At 62.6% G+C, this 15,144-nt stretch carries 17 protein-coding genes and 1 other RNA gene; 9 read left to right on the top strand and 9 right to left on the bottom strand.

Annotated features, from left to right (window positions below; genetic code table 11):
• Nucleotides 1–37: 37 nt before the first annotated feature.
• Nucleotides 38–490 carry a GatB/YqeY domain-containing protein gene (locus IPF76_RS10430; protein WP_293843232.1) on the bottom strand — a complete coding sequence of 151 codons (453 nt, stop codon included), beginning with the start codon at nucleotides 488–490 and terminating at the stop codon, nucleotides 38–40.
• Nucleotides 491–621: 131 nt separating this feature from the next.
• On the opposite strand from IPF76_RS10430, the gene carA reads away from it, so the two are divergent.
• From carA to IPF76_RS10405, 5 genes are all read left to right on the top strand, one after another.
• On the top strand, nucleotides 622–1,830 hold the full coding sequence (carA, locus tag IPF76_RS10425; protein ID WP_293843230.1) for a glutamine-hydrolyzing carbamoyl-phosphate synthase small subunit: 1,209 nt from the start codon (nucleotides 622–624) through the stop codon (nucleotides 1,828–1,830).
• 65 nt (nucleotides 1,831–1,895) lie between these two features.
• Entirely contained in the window at nucleotides 1,896–2,135 is a 240-nt protein-coding gene (locus IPF76_RS10420) for a hypothetical protein (protein ID WP_293843228.1), read from the top strand.
• Complete coding sequence (gene carB, locus IPF76_RS10415; protein ID WP_293843226.1) at nucleotides 2,135–5,470, top strand: carbamoyl-phosphate synthase large subunit; 3,336 nt, start codon at nucleotides 2,135–2,137, stop codon at nucleotides 5,468–5,470. Before IPF76_RS10420 ends, carB begins: the two co-directional genes overlap by 1 nt.
• Nucleotides 5,471–5,565: 95 nt before the next feature.
• Complete coding sequence (gene greA / locus IPF76_RS10410; RefSeq protein ID WP_293843224.1) at nucleotides 5,566–6,042, top strand: transcription elongation factor GreA; 477 nt, start codon at nucleotides 5,566–5,568, stop codon at nucleotides 6,040–6,042.
• A gap of 13 nt (nucleotides 6,043–6,055) precedes the next feature.
• Complete coding sequence (locus tag IPF76_RS10405; protein ID WP_293843826.1) at nucleotides 6,056–6,691, top strand: rhomboid family intramembrane serine protease; 636 nt, start codon at nucleotides 6,056–6,058, stop codon at nucleotides 6,689–6,691.
• Here the strand turns inward: IPF76_RS10405 and IPF76_RS10400 are convergent.
• From IPF76_RS10400 to IPF76_RS10380, 5 genes are read right to left on the bottom strand one after another with little or no spacing between them, the layout of a single operon-like run.
• The gene (locus IPF76_RS10400) at nucleotides 6,688–7,236 is read right to left on the bottom strand and encodes an NUDIX hydrolase (protein WP_293843222.1); all 549 of its coding nucleotides are present in this window, start codon (nucleotides 7,234–7,236) and stop codon (nucleotides 6,688–6,690) included. The genes IPF76_RS10405 and IPF76_RS10400 overlap by 4 nt on opposite strands.
• Nucleotides 7,237–7,247: 11 nt before the next feature.
• Nucleotides 7,248–7,934, bottom strand: a complete 687-nt coding sequence (locus tag IPF76_RS10395; RefSeq protein ID WP_293843220.1) for a hypothetical protein — start codon at nucleotides 7,932–7,934, stop codon at nucleotides 7,248–7,250.
• A 12-nt stretch (nucleotides 7,935–7,946) separates the two neighbouring features.
• The gene (locus IPF76_RS10390) at nucleotides 7,947–8,765 is read right to left on the bottom strand and encodes a YgcG family protein (RefSeq protein WP_293843218.1); all 819 of its coding nucleotides are present in this window, start codon (nucleotides 8,763–8,765) and stop codon (nucleotides 7,947–7,949) included.
• Nucleotides 8,762–9,277 carry a TPM domain-containing protein gene (locus tag IPF76_RS10385; RefSeq protein WP_293843216.1) on the bottom strand — a complete coding sequence of 172 codons (516 nt, stop codon included), beginning with the start codon at nucleotides 9,275–9,277 and terminating at the stop codon, nucleotides 8,762–8,764. The genes IPF76_RS10390 and IPF76_RS10385 overlap by 4 nt, the downstream gene beginning before the upstream one ends.
• Before the next feature lies 1 nt (nucleotide 9,278).
• Nucleotides 9,279–9,875, bottom strand: a complete 597-nt coding sequence (locus IPF76_RS10380) for a LemA family protein (RefSeq protein ID WP_293843214.1) — start codon at nucleotides 9,873–9,875, stop codon at nucleotides 9,279–9,281.
• Nucleotides 9,876–9,997: 122 nt separating this feature from the next.
• Between IPF76_RS10380 and mscL the strand changes: the two genes are divergently transcribed.
• Entirely contained in the window at nucleotides 9,998–10,414 is a 417-nt protein-coding gene (gene mscL, locus IPF76_RS10375; RefSeq protein WP_293843212.1) for a large conductance mechanosensitive channel protein MscL, read from the top strand.
• 105 nt (nucleotides 10,415–10,519) lie between these two features.
• Nucleotides 10,520–10,875, top strand: a transfer-messenger RNA (tmRNA) gene (gene ssrA / locus IPF76_RS10370).
• Between the two features lie 168 nt (nucleotides 10,876–11,043).
• Here the strand turns inward: ssrA and IPF76_RS10365 are convergent.
• A complete protein-coding gene (locus IPF76_RS10365; protein ID WP_293843210.1) occupies nucleotides 11,044–11,454 on the bottom strand; it encodes a helix-turn-helix domain-containing protein in 411 nt (136 codons plus the stop codon).
• 68 nt (nucleotides 11,455–11,522) lie between these two features.
• On the opposite strand from IPF76_RS10365, the gene IPF76_RS10360 reads away from it, so the two are divergent.
• Nucleotides 11,523–12,155 (top strand): cation transporter, encoded by a 633-nt coding sequence (locus IPF76_RS10360; RefSeq protein WP_293843209.1) that lies wholly within the window; start codon nucleotides 11,523–11,525, stop codon nucleotides 12,153–12,155.
• Between the two features lie 294 nt (nucleotides 12,156–12,449).
• Here IPF76_RS10360 and IPF76_RS10355 read toward each other — a convergent pair whose 3' ends face one another.
• Together IPF76_RS10355 and IPF76_RS10350 are read right to left on the bottom strand one after the other, a co-directional pair.
• Entirely contained in the window at nucleotides 12,450–13,421 is a 972-nt protein-coding gene (locus IPF76_RS10355) for a helix-turn-helix transcriptional regulator (RefSeq protein WP_293843208.1), read from the bottom strand.
• The gene (locus IPF76_RS10350) at nucleotides 13,399–13,557 is read right to left on the bottom strand and encodes a hypothetical protein (protein ID WP_293843207.1); all 159 of its coding nucleotides are present in this window, start codon (nucleotides 13,555–13,557) and stop codon (nucleotides 13,399–13,401) included. The genes IPF76_RS10355 and IPF76_RS10350 overlap by 23 nt, the downstream gene beginning before the upstream one ends.
• 716 nt (nucleotides 13,558–14,273) lie before the next feature.
• Between IPF76_RS10350 and IPF76_RS10345 the strand changes: the two genes are divergently transcribed.
• Nucleotides 14,274–15,143: a Ku protein gene (locus IPF76_RS10345; protein ID WP_293843206.1), complete on the top strand. Its 870-nt coding sequence runs from the start codon at nucleotides 14,274–14,276 to the stop codon at nucleotides 15,141–15,143.
• The last annotated feature ends 1 nt before the right edge of the window (nucleotide 15,144 follow it).

Here is a 15,144-nt window from a genome sequence, read left to right as displayed (position 1 = left end):
CCGGCACCCGCCCGCAAGCAGGGGGGATAGGCGAGGGTCAGCTCAAAGCCGCCTTCACCCACCCGCTCGCCTTGCTCATGTCCAGTTCGGACCCATGCCGTTCCTTCACCGCCGCCATCACGCGCCCCATGTCCTTCAGGCTCTCGGCGCCCAGTTCCGCCGCGATCGCCTTGATCGCCGCCTGCGCGTCGTCGTCGGAGAGCTGCGCGGGCAGGAAATCCTCGATCACGACGACCTCGGCCGCTTCGATATCGGCCAGCTCCTGGCGGTTGCCCTGTTCATACATCGCGATCGATTCGCGGCGCTGCTTGACCATTTTCTGCAGCACATCGGTGACCAGCACATCATCGTCGGCAGGCGCGGTGCCTGTGCGCAGTTCGATGTCCTTGTCCTTGATCTTGGCCAGCATCAGCCGGATGGTGCCGAGCCGCGCCTTGTCGCCGGCTTTCATCGCGGCGACCTGCGCAGCCTTGATCTCATCACGAATCATACGTGTCCCCATGCGCTGCAAATTTCGGAAAGGCCCTCTCTAGCGCCAAGATTCCAAATTCGATAGCTTGTGAATCAATTTTTTGCTGCCTACTTGATCGGCCGTTTAGCCCCCTGTCCGGAGCATGTTGAATGGCACTTGCCAACCCCACAGTCGCGCCCAAAAACGCGTCCGCGAGCCAGCCCGATAGCGCGACTGGCGTTCTCGTTCTTGCCGACGGCACCGTCCTGTGGGGCGTCGGTTATGGCGCGAGCGGTGCAGGCGTGGGCGAGATTTGTTTCAACACCGCGATGACCGGCTATCAGGAAATCCTGACCGACCCCAGCTATGCGGGCCAAATCATCACCTTCACCTTTCCGCACATCGGCAATGTCGGCGCAAACCCCGAGGATATGGAGCGCGACAAGCGCGCCGCGATCGGGTGCGTCACGCGCGAGCTGCCGACCGCGCCCAGCAACTTCCGCAGCGTCCAGACATTGCCCGAATGGATGGCGGCGCAGGGGCTGATCGGGCTGGCCGGGATCGATACCCGCGCGCTGACCCGCCGCATCCGCGACGGCGGCGCGCCGACCGGGGTGGTCGCGCATAGCCCCGAGGGCAAGTTCGACCTCGATAAGTTGTTGATGCTGGCGCAGGGCTGGCCGGGGCTGGAGGGTATGGACCTCGCAAAGACCGTCACGCGCGAACGCCAAAGCGCGTGGGATGCGGGGATTTGGCATCTGGGTTCGGGCTATGACGTGTCGGAGCACAAGCGCGCAGCCGACGCCGCGCCCCACGTCGTCGCGGTCGATTATGGTGCGAAGGACAATATCTTCCGCAACTTGGTAAAGGCTGGCGCGCGCGTCACCGTGGTGCCCGCGAAAACCAGTCTCGAAGAGATCGTCGCGCTGCGCCCCGCGGGGGTGTTCCTGTCGAACGGCCCCGGCGATCCGGCGGCGACGGGCGAGTATGCGGTGCCGGTGATCAAGGGTCTGCTCGAGCGCAACGTCCCGATCTTTGGCATCTGCCTCGGCCACCAGCTGCTCGCGCTCGCCGCGGGCGCGAAGACCGTCAAGATGCATCAGGGCCACCGCGGCGCGAACCACCCCGTGCAGCGCGTCGGCGGCGATTTCGCCGACGGCATCGTCGAGATTACCAGCATGAATCACGGCTTCGCGGTCGATGCATCGACCCTGCCGGGCGGCGTGGTCGAGACGCACAAGAGCCTGTTCGACGGATCGAACTGCGGCATTGCGATCACGGGGAAAAATGCGTTCAGCGTGCAATATCACCCCGAGGCGAGCCCGGGGCCGCAGGACAGTTTCTATCTGTTCGAGAAGTTTGTGGGTGGGTTGCGGTGAGAGCCGTTTGGACGCTTTTGTTGGCGGTCCTCTGTGGTTGTACGCAGCCATCTAAGAATAGCCCGTTGGCAAATTTGCAGCCAACGCCAGCTGAACTGCTGGCCGTGGAAAAGGAGTGCGGCCTGCGGTCGCCGATGTTCCAATATACGGCATCTGGTAGCGTGCTGGTGATGCCTGACCCCAACGAGAAATACGAAGCCGTCGATTGCTCGCTTGCGGCGCTGAGGCGGCCCGAATTGTCCAAATATGCCACGAAACTCGGCTTTGTCGGTAACGAAGCATACGCCAGAGAAGAACAAAAATAATGCCCAAACGCACCGATATAAAATCCATCCTCGTCATCGGCGCCGGCCCGATCGTTATCGGTCAGGCGTGCGAATTTGATTATTCGGGGACGCAGGCAATCAAGGCGTTGAAGGAGGAGGGTTATCGCATCGTCCTCGTCAACTCCAACCCGGCGACGATCATGACCGATCCCGAACTCGCCGACGCGACCTATGTCGAACCGATCACGCCCGAGATCGTCGCGAAGATCATCGCGAAGGAAACCGCGCTGCATCCGGGTGGCTGGGCCGTGCTGCCGACGATGGGCGGGCAGACCGCGCTCAACACCGCGCTCGCTTTGTTCAACGACGGCACGCTGACCAAATATGGCGTTGAGATGATCGGCGCCGATGCCGAGGCGATCGACAAGGCCGAGGACCGCATCAAGTTCCGCGATGCGATGACCAAGATTGGCCTCGAAAGTGCGCGTTCGGGCATTGCGCACACGCTCGACGAGGCGCTGACCGTGCTCGAACGCACCGGCCTGCCGTCGATCATCCGCCCGTCGTTCACCCTCGGCGGCACCGGCGGCGGCATCGCATATAACCGCGAGGAATTCGAACATATCGTCCGCGGCGGCCTGACCGCCTCGCCGACCACCGAAGTCCTGATCGAGGAATCGCTCCTCGGCTGGAAAGAATATGAGATGGAGGTGGTGCGCGACCGCAAGGACAATTGCATCATCATCTGTTCGATCGAAAATGTCGATCCGATGGGCGTCCACACCGGCGACAGCATCACCGTCGCCCCCGCGCTGACGCTGACCGACAAGGAATATCAGATCATGCGCAACGCGAGCATCGCTTGCTTGCGTGAGATCGGGGTCGAGACCGGCGGGTCGAACGTCCAGTTCGCAGTGAACCCGAAGGACGGCCGCCTGATAGTCATCGAGATGAACCCGCGCGTGTCGCGCTCGTCGGCGCTCGCATCGAAGGCGACGGGTTTTCCGATCGCCAAGGTCGCGGCGAAGCTGGCGGTCGGCTACACGCTCGACGAGATCATGAACGACATCACCGGGGTCACCCCGGCGTCGTTCGAGCCGACGATTGATTATGTGGTGACCAAGATCCCGCGCTTCGCCTTCGAGAAATTCAAGGGCGCCGAGGCGGTGCTGTCGACCGCGATGAAATCGGTCGGCGAAGTGATGGCAATCGGCCGCACGATTCACGAGAGTTTGCAAAAGGCGCTGCGCGGGCTGGAGACGGGGCTCTCCGGCTTCAATTTCGTCGACCGGCTCAAGGGCGCGACCCATGATCAGCTGCGCAGCGAACTCGCCAAGGCGACCCCCGACCGGCTGCTCAACGCTGCGCAGGCGATCCGCGAAGGGCTGCCCTTGTCGGAAATCAACCGCATCGCTGGTTACGACATGTGGTTCCTCGAACGCATCGAAGAAATCGTTGAAGCCGAGAAAGAGGTTTGCCGCAACGGCCTGCCGCGCGATGCCGAGGGGCTGCGCAAGCTCAAAGCTATGGGCTTTTCGGACAAGCGGCTCGCTTATCTCGCGCTCCAGTCGGCGAACCTGCAACCCGGCACCCGCCGCGCGACGGCAAGCGGCCGCGGGCTGATCCATGAAGCGGTGAAGGCGATGACCGGCGGCGTGACCGAAGCCGAAGTGCGCGCGCTGCGTCACAAACTCGGCGTCCGCCCGGTGTTCAAGACGATCGACACCTGCGCCGCCGAATTCGCGGCGCAAACCCCCTATCTCTATTCGACCTACGAAGCCCCGACCTTTGGCGAGCCCGAGTGCGAGGCGAACCCGTCGGACCGCAAAAAGATCGTCATCCTCGGCGGCGGCCCGAACCGGATTGGGCAGGGGATCGAGTTCGATTATTGCTGTTGCCACGCCTGCTTCGCGCTCGAAGAGGCAGGCTATGAGACGATCATGATCAACTGCAACCCGGAAACGGTGAGCACCGACTATGACACCTCCGACCGCCTCTATTTCGAGCCTCTGACCGCTGAAGATGTGCTCGAAATCCTCCATGTCGAGCAGCAGAACGGCACGCTCGTCGGCGTGATCGTCCAGTTCGGCGGCCAGACCCCGCTCAAGCTCGCGCAGGCGCTCTCGGACGCGGGCATTCCGATTCTCGGCACCTCGCCCGACGCGATCGACCTCGCCGAAGACCGCGAGCGCTTTGCCGCGCTGATCAACAAGCTCGGCCTCAAACAACCCGAGAACGGCATCGCGCGCAGCCGTGAGGAAGCGATCGCGGTCGCGACGCGCATCGGGTACCCGGTGCTGACGCGCCCCTCCTATGTGCTCGGCGGCCGCGCGATGGAAATCGTCGACGATCAGGCGCAGCTTGAAAATTATATCGAAACCGCGGTGCAGGTGTCGGGCGATTCGCCGGTGCTGATCGATCGCTATCTGCGCGACGCGATCGAGGTCGATGTCGATGCCTTGTGCGACGGCACCGATGTGGTCGTCGCGGGGGTGCTTCAGCATATCGAGGAAGCCGGGGTCCATTCGGGCGACAGCGCCTGCTCGATCCCGCCGTACAGCCTGTCACCCGCGATCATCGCCGAGATCGAGCGCCAGACCGATTTGCTCGCGCGCGCGCTCGAAGTCCGCGGCCTCATGAACATCCAGTTCGCGGTCAAGGGTGACGACGTCTATCTGATCGAGGTCAATCCGCGCGCCAGCCGCACCGTACCCTTCGTCGCCAAGGCCGTCGGGTCTCCAATCGCCAAGATCGCGGCGCGCGTGATGGCGGGTGAGAAGCTCGCCGATCTGCCGAAGATCAATCGCGACATCAAGCATGTTGCGGTGAAGGAGGCGGTGTTCCCCTTCGCGCGCTTCCCTGGTACCGATCCGGTGCTGTCGCCCGAGATGAAATCCACCGGCGAAGTCATGGGAATCGATCGCAATTTCAACCTCGCTTTTGCCAAGGCGCAGCTTGGCGCAGGTGACCGCCTGCCGACCGATGGCCGCGTCTTCGTGTCGGTCAAGGACAGCGACAAGCCGCGCATCATCGGCGCGGTAAAGCAGCTCGCGGCGTGGGGCTGGAAGGTGATCGCGACCGGCGGCACCGCCGACTATCTGGCCGGCGAGGGGGTCAATGTCGAACGCGTCAACAAGGTCGCCGAAGGACGCCCGCACATCGTCGACCGGATCAAGGACGGCGATGTGCAGCTGATCTTCAACACCACCGAGGGGTGGCAGAGCCTGCAGGATTCGCAGTCGATTCGCGCCTCGGCGCTCGGCGGCGACGTCGCTTACTACACCACGGCGGCGGGCAGTGATGCCGCAACCCACGCAATCGGAGCGCTGCGCTCGCACTCTCTTGAAGTAAAGCCGCTTCAAGACTATTATTGAAGGACCGCTCCACCCCCCGACATTGACGGACAAGCGGCGCAGCCGCCCGGCGAAGTTTCGCTGGCGGCGGGTTATTGACGAAGGACAACAGGATAATGGCAAGCGTTGAAAAGGTGCCGATGCTGGCAGAAGGCTATGAGAAGCTGAGCACGCAGCTCACCGCGCTCAAAGCTGAGCGACCGCTGATCGTCGATGCGATCGAGGAAGCGCGCGCGCATGGTGACCTTTCGGAAAATGCCGAATATCACGCCGCGAAAGAGCGCCAAGGGCAGGTCGAAGCGACGATTGGCGACCTCGAGGACAAGCTGTCGCGCGCACAGGTGATCGATCCGACCATGCTGTCGGGCGACCGCATCGTGTTCGGTGCGACCGTGACGCTGGCTGATGAAGACGACAAACCGGTGACATACCAGATTGTCGGCCAGGCCGAAGCCGACGCCAAGGACGGCAAGATCAGTTACAACTCGCCGCTCGGCCGCGCGCTGATCGGCCGACGCGTCGATGACGAGATCGAAGTCACCGTGCCCGCGGGCGACAAATATTATCTGGTGAAGAAAATCGAATTCATCTGATGGGCCGATGACGATGAAGTCGCAGGACGCGCCGCTGGTCACGGGCTATGCGCTGGCGTGCGTCATCGTCTTTGTCCTGTTGTGGATTACCGGGTTCCAGGTCGACGCGATCATCCGCGCCGGGTTTGTTCCGGCACGCTTCGGGTCTGAACTGATCGTACCGCCGGGGACGATGGTGCCGTTCTTCCTCACCCCGCTGACGTCGGCATTCCTGCACGGTGGGGTGCTGCACATCGTCTTCAACATCGTCGTGCTGCTGTTTATCGGGCGCCAGCTGGAGGCGCCGCTCGGCGCGAAGGCGATGGCGGTACTGTTGCTCGCCGGCGCCTATGCGGGCGCTTTCGCGCAGTTTCTCGCCGATCCGCAGTCGGCGGTGCCGATGATCGGCGCCAGCGGCGCCATCTCTGCCGTGATCGCGGTCTTCGCGCTGATCTTCAGCCGCACAAAGGCGCCTTCGATCGGTCCGATCCCCAGCCATTGGGTGCGCGCCCTATGGCTCGCCGCGGCGTGGATCGGCGTACAGCTGCTCATCGGTTTCGCGGGCGGCGGCGGCTTCGGCGCGATTGCGATCTGGGCGCATGTTGGCGGGTTTCTGGCGGGATTGCTGCTGGCGCGGCCGTTGCTGCGCTGGCGGTTCGGAGCGCGCTAGACCGCCGCGAGCAATCCACCCGCCAGTAACATCGCCACCCGCACATCGATCCCGCACCCCTCGGCGCGTTTCGCCGCGACGAAATTGGCAACCTCTGCCAGCGGCACGCGGTGGACGATGATATCCTCGCTATCGACCCCGCCGCCGTCGCCGACCTTGGTCAGGCCCGTCGCTACCAGCAGGGTAAAGCTTTCGCTGACCATTCCCGGCGAGCTGTAGAACTCGCCGACCGTTTGCCAACGGGTAGCCTGATACCCGGTCTCTTCCTCCAGCTCACGCTGCGCGGCACTTTCGTAATCTTCCGCGCTTCCGTCGTCGCCGACCAGCCCCGCGGGGAGTTCGAGGCACTGGACCTTCAGCGGCACCCGATATTGTTCGACCAGGATGATATGGCGCCCATCGGGAGCATCGTCGATCGCGAGGATCACCGCGGCATGAATGCCGCGCGAGCGCGAGACATATTCCCACGTCCCCTGCTGCTTGACCGTGATGAAACGGCCCTCCCATCGGGTTTCGACAAGGGTGTCGGAGGCAGGGCGGGGCATGGGATGCGGTCCTAAATCTCGATCAGTCGGTCGGGCAATTCGTTCGGATTCTCGCTGCCGCGCGGGAAATGCTGCGCCAGAACGACGCCCATCTGGGTCACCGCCGCCGCCATGCCCGCGCCCGGCTGGCCCGCGCGGACGCGTTCGATCAACGCATCCATCGCATCACCCCACACTTCGGGGGCGACTTTTGCCGCAATCGCCTCGTCGGCGACGATATCGGCGCGATGTTCCTTAAGGCTGAGGTACAGCAGCACCCCGGTGCGCCCCAATGTCTTCGCCTCGGTCCCGACCTTGAACAGGTCGATTGCGCGGGCGCGGACGCGCTGTGCCCTGATCGTGCGCGGGGTCAGCGCCATTCGCAGCGGCTTCCACAGCAGGATCAGCCAGATGCCGATCCATTTGAGGACGCCAAAGGCGATCACGATCCCGAGCCACTGATTTGCGGTCAGTTCATGCCCCCAGCCGCCGGTCAGCCAGTCGTATTTGGCGCGGTAAAAATCAGGAAAGAGCGCAACCGCCGACATGGCAACAAAGGCCCCGACGCTCGCCCAGACAAGCGCGACATCGTCGTAATCGTTCGACTTTGCTGCGACGACGGTGACGATTTCTCCGCTCGTATGCGCCTCGGCCGCGGCGACCGCGACGGTGACGATGTCATGGTCGGCTTCGCTGATGTGATTGACTTTTTTCGGCATGGTTCGTTCCCCTTACCAGCCGCCGGAGGCGCCGCCGCCCCCAAAGGAGCCGCCGCCACCCGAAAAGCCCCCGAAGCCGCCGCCGCCGCCGCCGCCCCAGCTACCGCCGCCCCACGACGATCCGCCGCTGCCGCCGCCCCAGTCGTCGCCACCCCAGATGATGATCGGCGCATCCCAAGGCCGGCCCTTGCGCCGCTTTTTTCCGCGCCGTCCAATGCGTGACAGCATCGGCAGGACGAAGAAAATGAAGATGATGAAGCCGACGAAGAAGAGCCCGCCGAAATTGCCTTCATCAGCGCGGTTGCGTTCGTTCGCGGCGGCGGCCGCAGCGCGCGCCTGCGCTTCCTCGGGCGGCAACTCGATCTGCTCGGCGATTGCATTGACGCCGGCCTGGATGCCGCCGGGATAGTCGTTCGCCTTGAATCGCGGCGTGACGGTATCGCGAATGATCCGCCCCGACATTGCATCGGTCAGCACCGGTTCGAGCCCCAGCCCGACCGCGATATGCATCCGTCGCTCGTTCGGCGCGATCAGAAAGACAACGCCGTCATCCTTCGCGGCATCGCCGATCTGCCACTCGCGACCGAGCCGATAGCCATAATCCGCAACGTCGCGACCTTCGAGATCGCTGACCGTGGCGACCACCAGCTGGTGCCCCGTCTTTTTTTCCAGTTCGAGCAGCTGAGTATTGAGCGCCGCTTCTTTCGCCGCGGGGATGATGTCGGCCTGATCGACGACCGGGTTTCCCGCGAGCTTGGGAAAGGTCTGCGCTGTTGCGGGTGCAGAGAGTAAAAAGAGGCCTATCGCCCAGCCGAACATGATCGACTTCATTTAACTTCTCCGGTCTCGGCAGCGATGAGTTCGATGCCGTGAGACAGACCCGCGGCATAATCGAGGCTCTTGAAGTAGGGCATCATTTGCTGGACGACGCCCAAAGCCTTGTCGTCGGTCAGCACTTTTTCCATCCCAAGGCCGGTTGCGATGCGCATCTGCCGTTCGTTCGGGGCGATGAGAATAAGAATGCCGTCGTCCTTGTCCTCGCTACCGACGCGCCAGCGATTGCCCAGGCAAGTTCCAAAATTGCCCACGCGCGCGCCATGGAGGCTTGGCGTGGTAGCGATCACCATCTGATGGGTCGTTCGCTGTTCATATTCGGCAAGGAGATTGGACAAGCGTCCTTCTTCGGTTCCGGACAAAATATTTGCGGCGTCAGTAACGCGGCCCTGCATTGCTATCTGCGGGATGCCGTCGCAGGCCGCCGATTCCGGCAGAGGCGTAGCCGCCTTGCAGCCGCTCGCGATCAACAAAATCGCGAGCGGCGCAGCAATGACGGCGCGTTGCATCTTAAGTCCCGAAATCGACCTTTGGTGCCTGATTGGCGTTCGGCGTCACCGCGCGATACGGGGTCATCGGCTTGGCACCATGGACGATCTTGGCGCCGATGATGTCGGGGAAAGTGCGGATTGTGGTGTTATAATCCTGCACCGCGCCATTATAATCCTGCACCGACACGTTGATCCGGTTTTCGGTGCCTTCGAGCTGGGTCATCAGGTCCGCAAAGCGCGCCTGGCTCTTGAGGTCGGGATAGGCTTCGACGGTGACGAGCAGACGACCGAGCGCGCTCGACACATTGCCCTGCGCCTGCTGGAATGCCTGCACCTTGGCCGGATCCTCCAGATCGTCGGTGCTCAGTTTCACCTGCGTTGCCGACGCGCGCGCCTGAATCACGCCCTGGAGCGTCGATTGTTCGATCTGCGAGGCGCCCTTGGCGGTTTCGACGAGGTTGGGGATCAGGTCGGCTCGGCGTTGGTACGCGGCCTCGACGTTCGCCCATTTGGCCTTGGCGGCTTCTTCCTTGGTGGGAACGCTGTTGATACCGCAGGCGGACAAGCTCATCGCGGCGACGGGCAGGATCAACCAGCGGGCGGTACGATAGGTCATGGTCAGAAACTCCCTCCGGCGGCGTTTTGCCGCAACAACACAGTACATAGGATGTTGCTTGCCTTTGTGCAATTGGCGCGGCACCGTTGGCGCAGGGGATTAACCACCCGGGGAGCAGAAAAATGTTGGGAGAGTTCAGGGAATTTATCGCCCGCGGCAATGTCATCGACCTGGCCGTCGGTGTCATCATTGGCGGCGCGTTCGCCACGATCACCAAGTCGCTGACCGAGGATATCATCATGCCGGTCGTCGGCGCGATCTTTGGCGGGGTCGATTTTTCGAACATGTTTATCCGCCTTGGCCCGGTGCCTGAGGGCGTTGCTGCGACCGACTATGCCGCGCTGAAAGAGGCGGGCGTCGCGATGTTCGGGTACGGAGCGTTCATCACGGCAATGATCAATTTCCTGATCCTCGCCTTCATCATTTTCCTGCTCGTTCGCACGGTGAACCGCGTTGTTCGCAAGGAACCCGACGCGCCGGCGGGACCGACCGAAGTCGAAATCCTGGCCGAAATCCGCGACGAGTTGCGGAAGAAATAGCCATAGTCCGTTCCTGTCGACCGAAGTCGAGACATCCAGCGTGGGTGCTCAACCTCGCGGCGTCTCGACTTCACTCGACGCGCACGGAAACGAGAGGGTATGTGCACCCTTTCATTCGGTGGGCAGGCACCCTATATAGCTGAGGTCGGTTTCGGCCGACTATGGTGATAAATGGTGTCGTGAAATAGACACAGCGGACCCGGGGGCAGTACCCGGCGGCTCCACCACAATCCCGCCTTCCGTCAAGGAAAAGCGGGCTTCTGACGGGGCCGAACCAGGATCGACGTGTGTTCAAAGACGATGTTTTTGCCCGGGCTGAGTAACCCGTTCAAGGCTCAAAACCAATAGGTGCTAACGATAACGAAGCACTCGCTCTGGCTGCCTAACCGATAAGCCTCACGGCCTAAGGTTAGACAAATAGAACGCGGTTCGGACCGAACCGGGCAACAGAATCGGATACCAGCGGCTGGGGACGAGCCGGGCAACAGAATCGTCCCACCTTTCCCAACTATGCTATGGGTTGTTTGACCTTTAGGTTCGTCATTGCGAGCGCTGCGACGCAATCCAGAGCGGTTAACGCTACGCTCGATTGCACCGTCGCCTCGCTCCTCTCAAGGACGGCAACGGGGCTAATGCGCACTCGCGCAATGCCGATGATCGCCTAGCGCCTCGATCACCCGGCATTCGGCCGCAACCCCGCCGCGGCAGCGGCCGACGATGCGCGTCAGCTCGTCGCGGAGCAGCGTCAGCTGCGCAATCTTGTCCTCGACCTGCGCCAGATGGCGGCTCGCGATGCGGTCGGCCTCGCTGCAATCGCGCCCCGGATCGTCCGACAGGTCGAGCAGCGAGCGGATTTCCTCAATTGTGAACCCCAGGTCACGCGAATGGCGCACGAAGGTCAGCCGCGCGCGGTGCGGATCGCCGTAGCTGCGGTAGTTCGCCACGGTGCGGTGCGGCTTGGGCAAGAGCCCGATACGCTCATAATAGCGGATGGTTTCGATATTGGTCCCGGTCGCCCGCGACAGTTCGCCGATTTTCATGTCTTGACCCTGTAGTTGCTACAGGGTGCATATAGGGTGCCGACTCGAAGATCAAAGGAGCCTCGACCTTGTCCGATCATTGCTGTGCCGGTGCCGGCGGCAAAACTGCGCTGAACGACCGACGCTGGCGACGAATCCTGTGGGCGGCGCTGCTGATCAACGCCGCGATGTTCGGGGTCGAGATCGCCGCCGGGGTCGCGGCGGATTCGCGCGCGCTCCAGGCCGACGCGCTCGATTTCCTCGGTGATGCCGCCAACTATGCGATCAGCCTGGGGGTCGCTGGTATGGCGCTGGCATGGCGCGCCCGCGCCGCACAGGTCAAGGCGGTGACGATGCTGGCCTTTGGCGTCTGGGTGCTGGGTTCGGCGGTGTGGGGCTTCATCGATGGCGCGGCGCCGCATGCCGAGACGATGGGGCTGATCGGCGCGCTAGCGCTCGCAGCTAACGTCGCGGTCGCGCTGATGCTCTATCGCTATCGCACCGGCGACGCGAATATGCGATCGGTATGGATCTGCTCGCGGAACGACGCGATCGGCAATGTCGCGGTGATGGGCGCGGCGCTCGGCGTGTTCGGCACCGGGCGAAGCTGGCCCGACCTCGTGGTCGCCGCGATCATGGCGTTGCTCGCCATCTGGGGCAGCATCGAGGTGTTCCGGCAGGCGCGCGGCGAACTTGCCGCGGTCCCGGCGACCAGTCGCTGAACCAATGTCCTGCTTTTGCGGTCGCGCGCCGCGTGATTGATGCGAAAAGAGCTCCGTCGGAATTCGACGGAGCTCTTCCAGGTCGCACACAGCAATTGACTGGCGAGGACCCTCGCCCTGCCGTTCGGGGTCGCGTCGAACGACAGGAATGTCTTGAGCCTGGTCCCTTCGACGCATCACGTGTGGCCCAAAGCCTATCCAGCGCGATGAGTCGAAGGGATGGCCCCCCTTAGTCCTTGCAAATGGACCTTTATTTCGGCTGAGTTGAGCGAACATCCCCCTGCCGGGGGGTGATCAATTTAAGATCGGCGCCAGCAACCGCATCAATCCGGCTTCGCTATCGACCGCGCATTTCAGATAGATTTGCTTGATCTGGCCGCGCAGCGTTTCGGTAGTGACGCCGCGCTCCCCCGCAATCCGGATCCGCGACTTGCCTTCGAACAATCGCACCGCAATGTCGGCCTCGGCGGGACTGAGCCGGTAGATCGCAGCCAGATAGTGCGCCACGCCCGCCCGATCGCGCTTGGGGCCATTGGCGATCAGGATGGCATGCGGCAACTTCCCGAGTGACCAGTCGCGCTCGGGCAGGCGAAAACCCTCGATCATCAGCGGCGGGCGATCTTCCGCAGTTGCGACCTGCGTCCGTACATGGTCGAGGCCGTGATCGGCGGTCAGCGCCTGAATCATCTGGCGAAGCGTGAACGGCACGCCTGCCGCATCGATCGACTGGCCCGACAGGCGGACGTCACCAGCGTCCAGCATCGCCTCGCCGCCGACGCTGTGGGCGAGCAACTGGCCGCGGGCGTCGATGATGAAAGCGCTGACCTGGATTGCGTCAAATGCGCCGGCCAGCAGTTTGGCCTGCTCACCCTCCAGTTTTTCCTGCAGGCGCACCGCGCGCCGCGCCGCCCGGGCGCCGTTCGCGAAAATCTTGCGCTGCGCGGCGGTCGTCCTCCCATCCTTGCGATCACGCAATGTGGCGAGGCCGATCACTCCGAAATTGTCGATCACCAGGTTGGTCTGACAGCCAAAGGGGATGCCGATCTCCTCGCACCAGTCGACATAGTCGGTCGTGGCCAGGTGCGGGATGACGCGGTCATAATGGCTTTCGTGCAGCACAGGATCGTAAAAGCCGCGCTCGACATGGCGGGTCGATGCGGCGACCCTGAAATTATGGCTCGCCGAGCCCCAGCCGCTCGCGGCAAAATGTTCGATCAGTTCGGGGCCGAAGTTGGTGACGATGTTAAAGGGGGATCTCGCGCGCACCACCGACCCCGATCAACTGGCCGTGCCCTGATCCGGTATGGCTGGCGAGCGCGTCGAGGGCGCCGAGCCACAAGTCAGGCTGCAGCGCGGCCTGCATGAAAATGTCGTCCCAGTCCGCTTCTGCCCGATGCCCCATCGCGTTCGTTGCAACCCCGCTCGCACTCCAATCTGCTACCTGTCACCCAAGTTCATCCCGAAAGCCAATAGATTAACTTCAAAAATGTTTGGTTTGGTGGCGCATCGCCCCGTCGCCGCCGCGCGGACTCTTGGCTCGCTGAGCCTTCCTCGCCGCCGCCGATCGACAAGGCCGAAACATGGTGGTCGAGCTGCCTTCGGCAAATGGAATGGTTCGCCAATTCAATGCGGTCGGCGCCTTACCATCTTCACCCCCCAACCCAAGCGCTCGGTTTCATCGTCGGCGGTTGAGCGCTGAAATTTCCGTTATGGTATTTTTGCAGCGCCTGGTTCTCGGTCATTTTGTATGACCTGGAGGGTCTCTTCCCAATTTTGGGCGTCTTTGCCGTGGTCTCCGGCCTGTCATTCTGACGCCTCCGCGAGAAACCACACCCGCGGCCGCCATGAGTATTCTCCTCACCCAACACGATCGAATGTGTCCCAAAGACCTGTCGAAACACCACCGAAAGGTCATTCGGCAGCACGGGAAATTCGCCTGTTTCGCTCGCGATTTACAATCCCTCGGCTTGGCGAGACTATTCATAAAAACCGGACAGCGCGGCAGAACTTTGGATTGGCCAATCTTCGGCAGATTGGCAACGCCGCCGACCTGCGCTCCATTCCATGGAACGTGACAGCTTTTGGCGCATTGAAATGCCGAACCGACCGGAGGTGAGCATGGCCGCGCGCGCATATTGGAAAGGTCAGATCCGGCTCGCGCTGGTGTCGATCCCGGTCGAGATCTACTCGGCGACCAAATCGGGCGCCGCGGTCACCTTCCGTCAGATCCACGAACCGAGCGGCAAGCCGATCAAATATGAAAAAATCGTACCCGGCATCGGCGCGGTCGACCATGACGAGATCGTCAAAGGCTTCGAACTGTCGAAGGGCAATTATGTCCTGCTCGACGAGGACGAGATCGAGGCGGTCAAGCTCGAGAGCAAGCGTACATTGGAGCTCGTACAGTTCGTCGATACCGACGCCATCGACGTCCTATATTATACCAAGCCCTATTATGTCGTCCCCGCCGACGAGCTCGCCGAAGAAGCCTATATCGTCCTCCGCGAAGCGCTGAAGCGCACCAAGAAGGTCGGGCTCGGCCAGCTGTCGCTCCGCGGGCAGGAACAACTCGTCGCGCTGCGCCCGTGCGGGCGCGGGCTTGTCCTCGAAGTGCTGCGCTACGCCGACGAGGTGAACAAGGCCGCCAATTATTTCCGCGACGTGGGCAACGACAAACCCGACGCCGATCTGCTCGATCTCGCCGAAACGCTGATCGGCAAGAAGTCCGGCGAATTCGACGCCAGCGACTATCATAACCATTATATCGACGCGCTGAAGCGCGTGATCGCCAAGAAAGCGAAGGCTAAGGGCAAGCGCGTGCTCGAGGATGTCGAGGAGCCCGCTGACACTGGCCGCGGTTCGAACGTCATCGACCTGATGGCGGCGCTCAAAGCCTCGGTCGATGGCAAGAATGCGGCACCCGAAAAGAAGGCCGCCGCCGCGAAGAAGGCGCCCGCCAAAAAGCCCGCTGCCCGCAAGCGCGCCTGAG

The sequence above is a fragment of the Sphingopyxis sp. genome (genome assembly GCF_016704835.1).
GTDB lineage: Bacteria > Pseudomonadota > Alphaproteobacteria > Sphingomonadales > Sphingomonadaceae > Sphingopyxis.
This window is presented reverse-complemented; position numbering and strand designations above follow the sequence as displayed.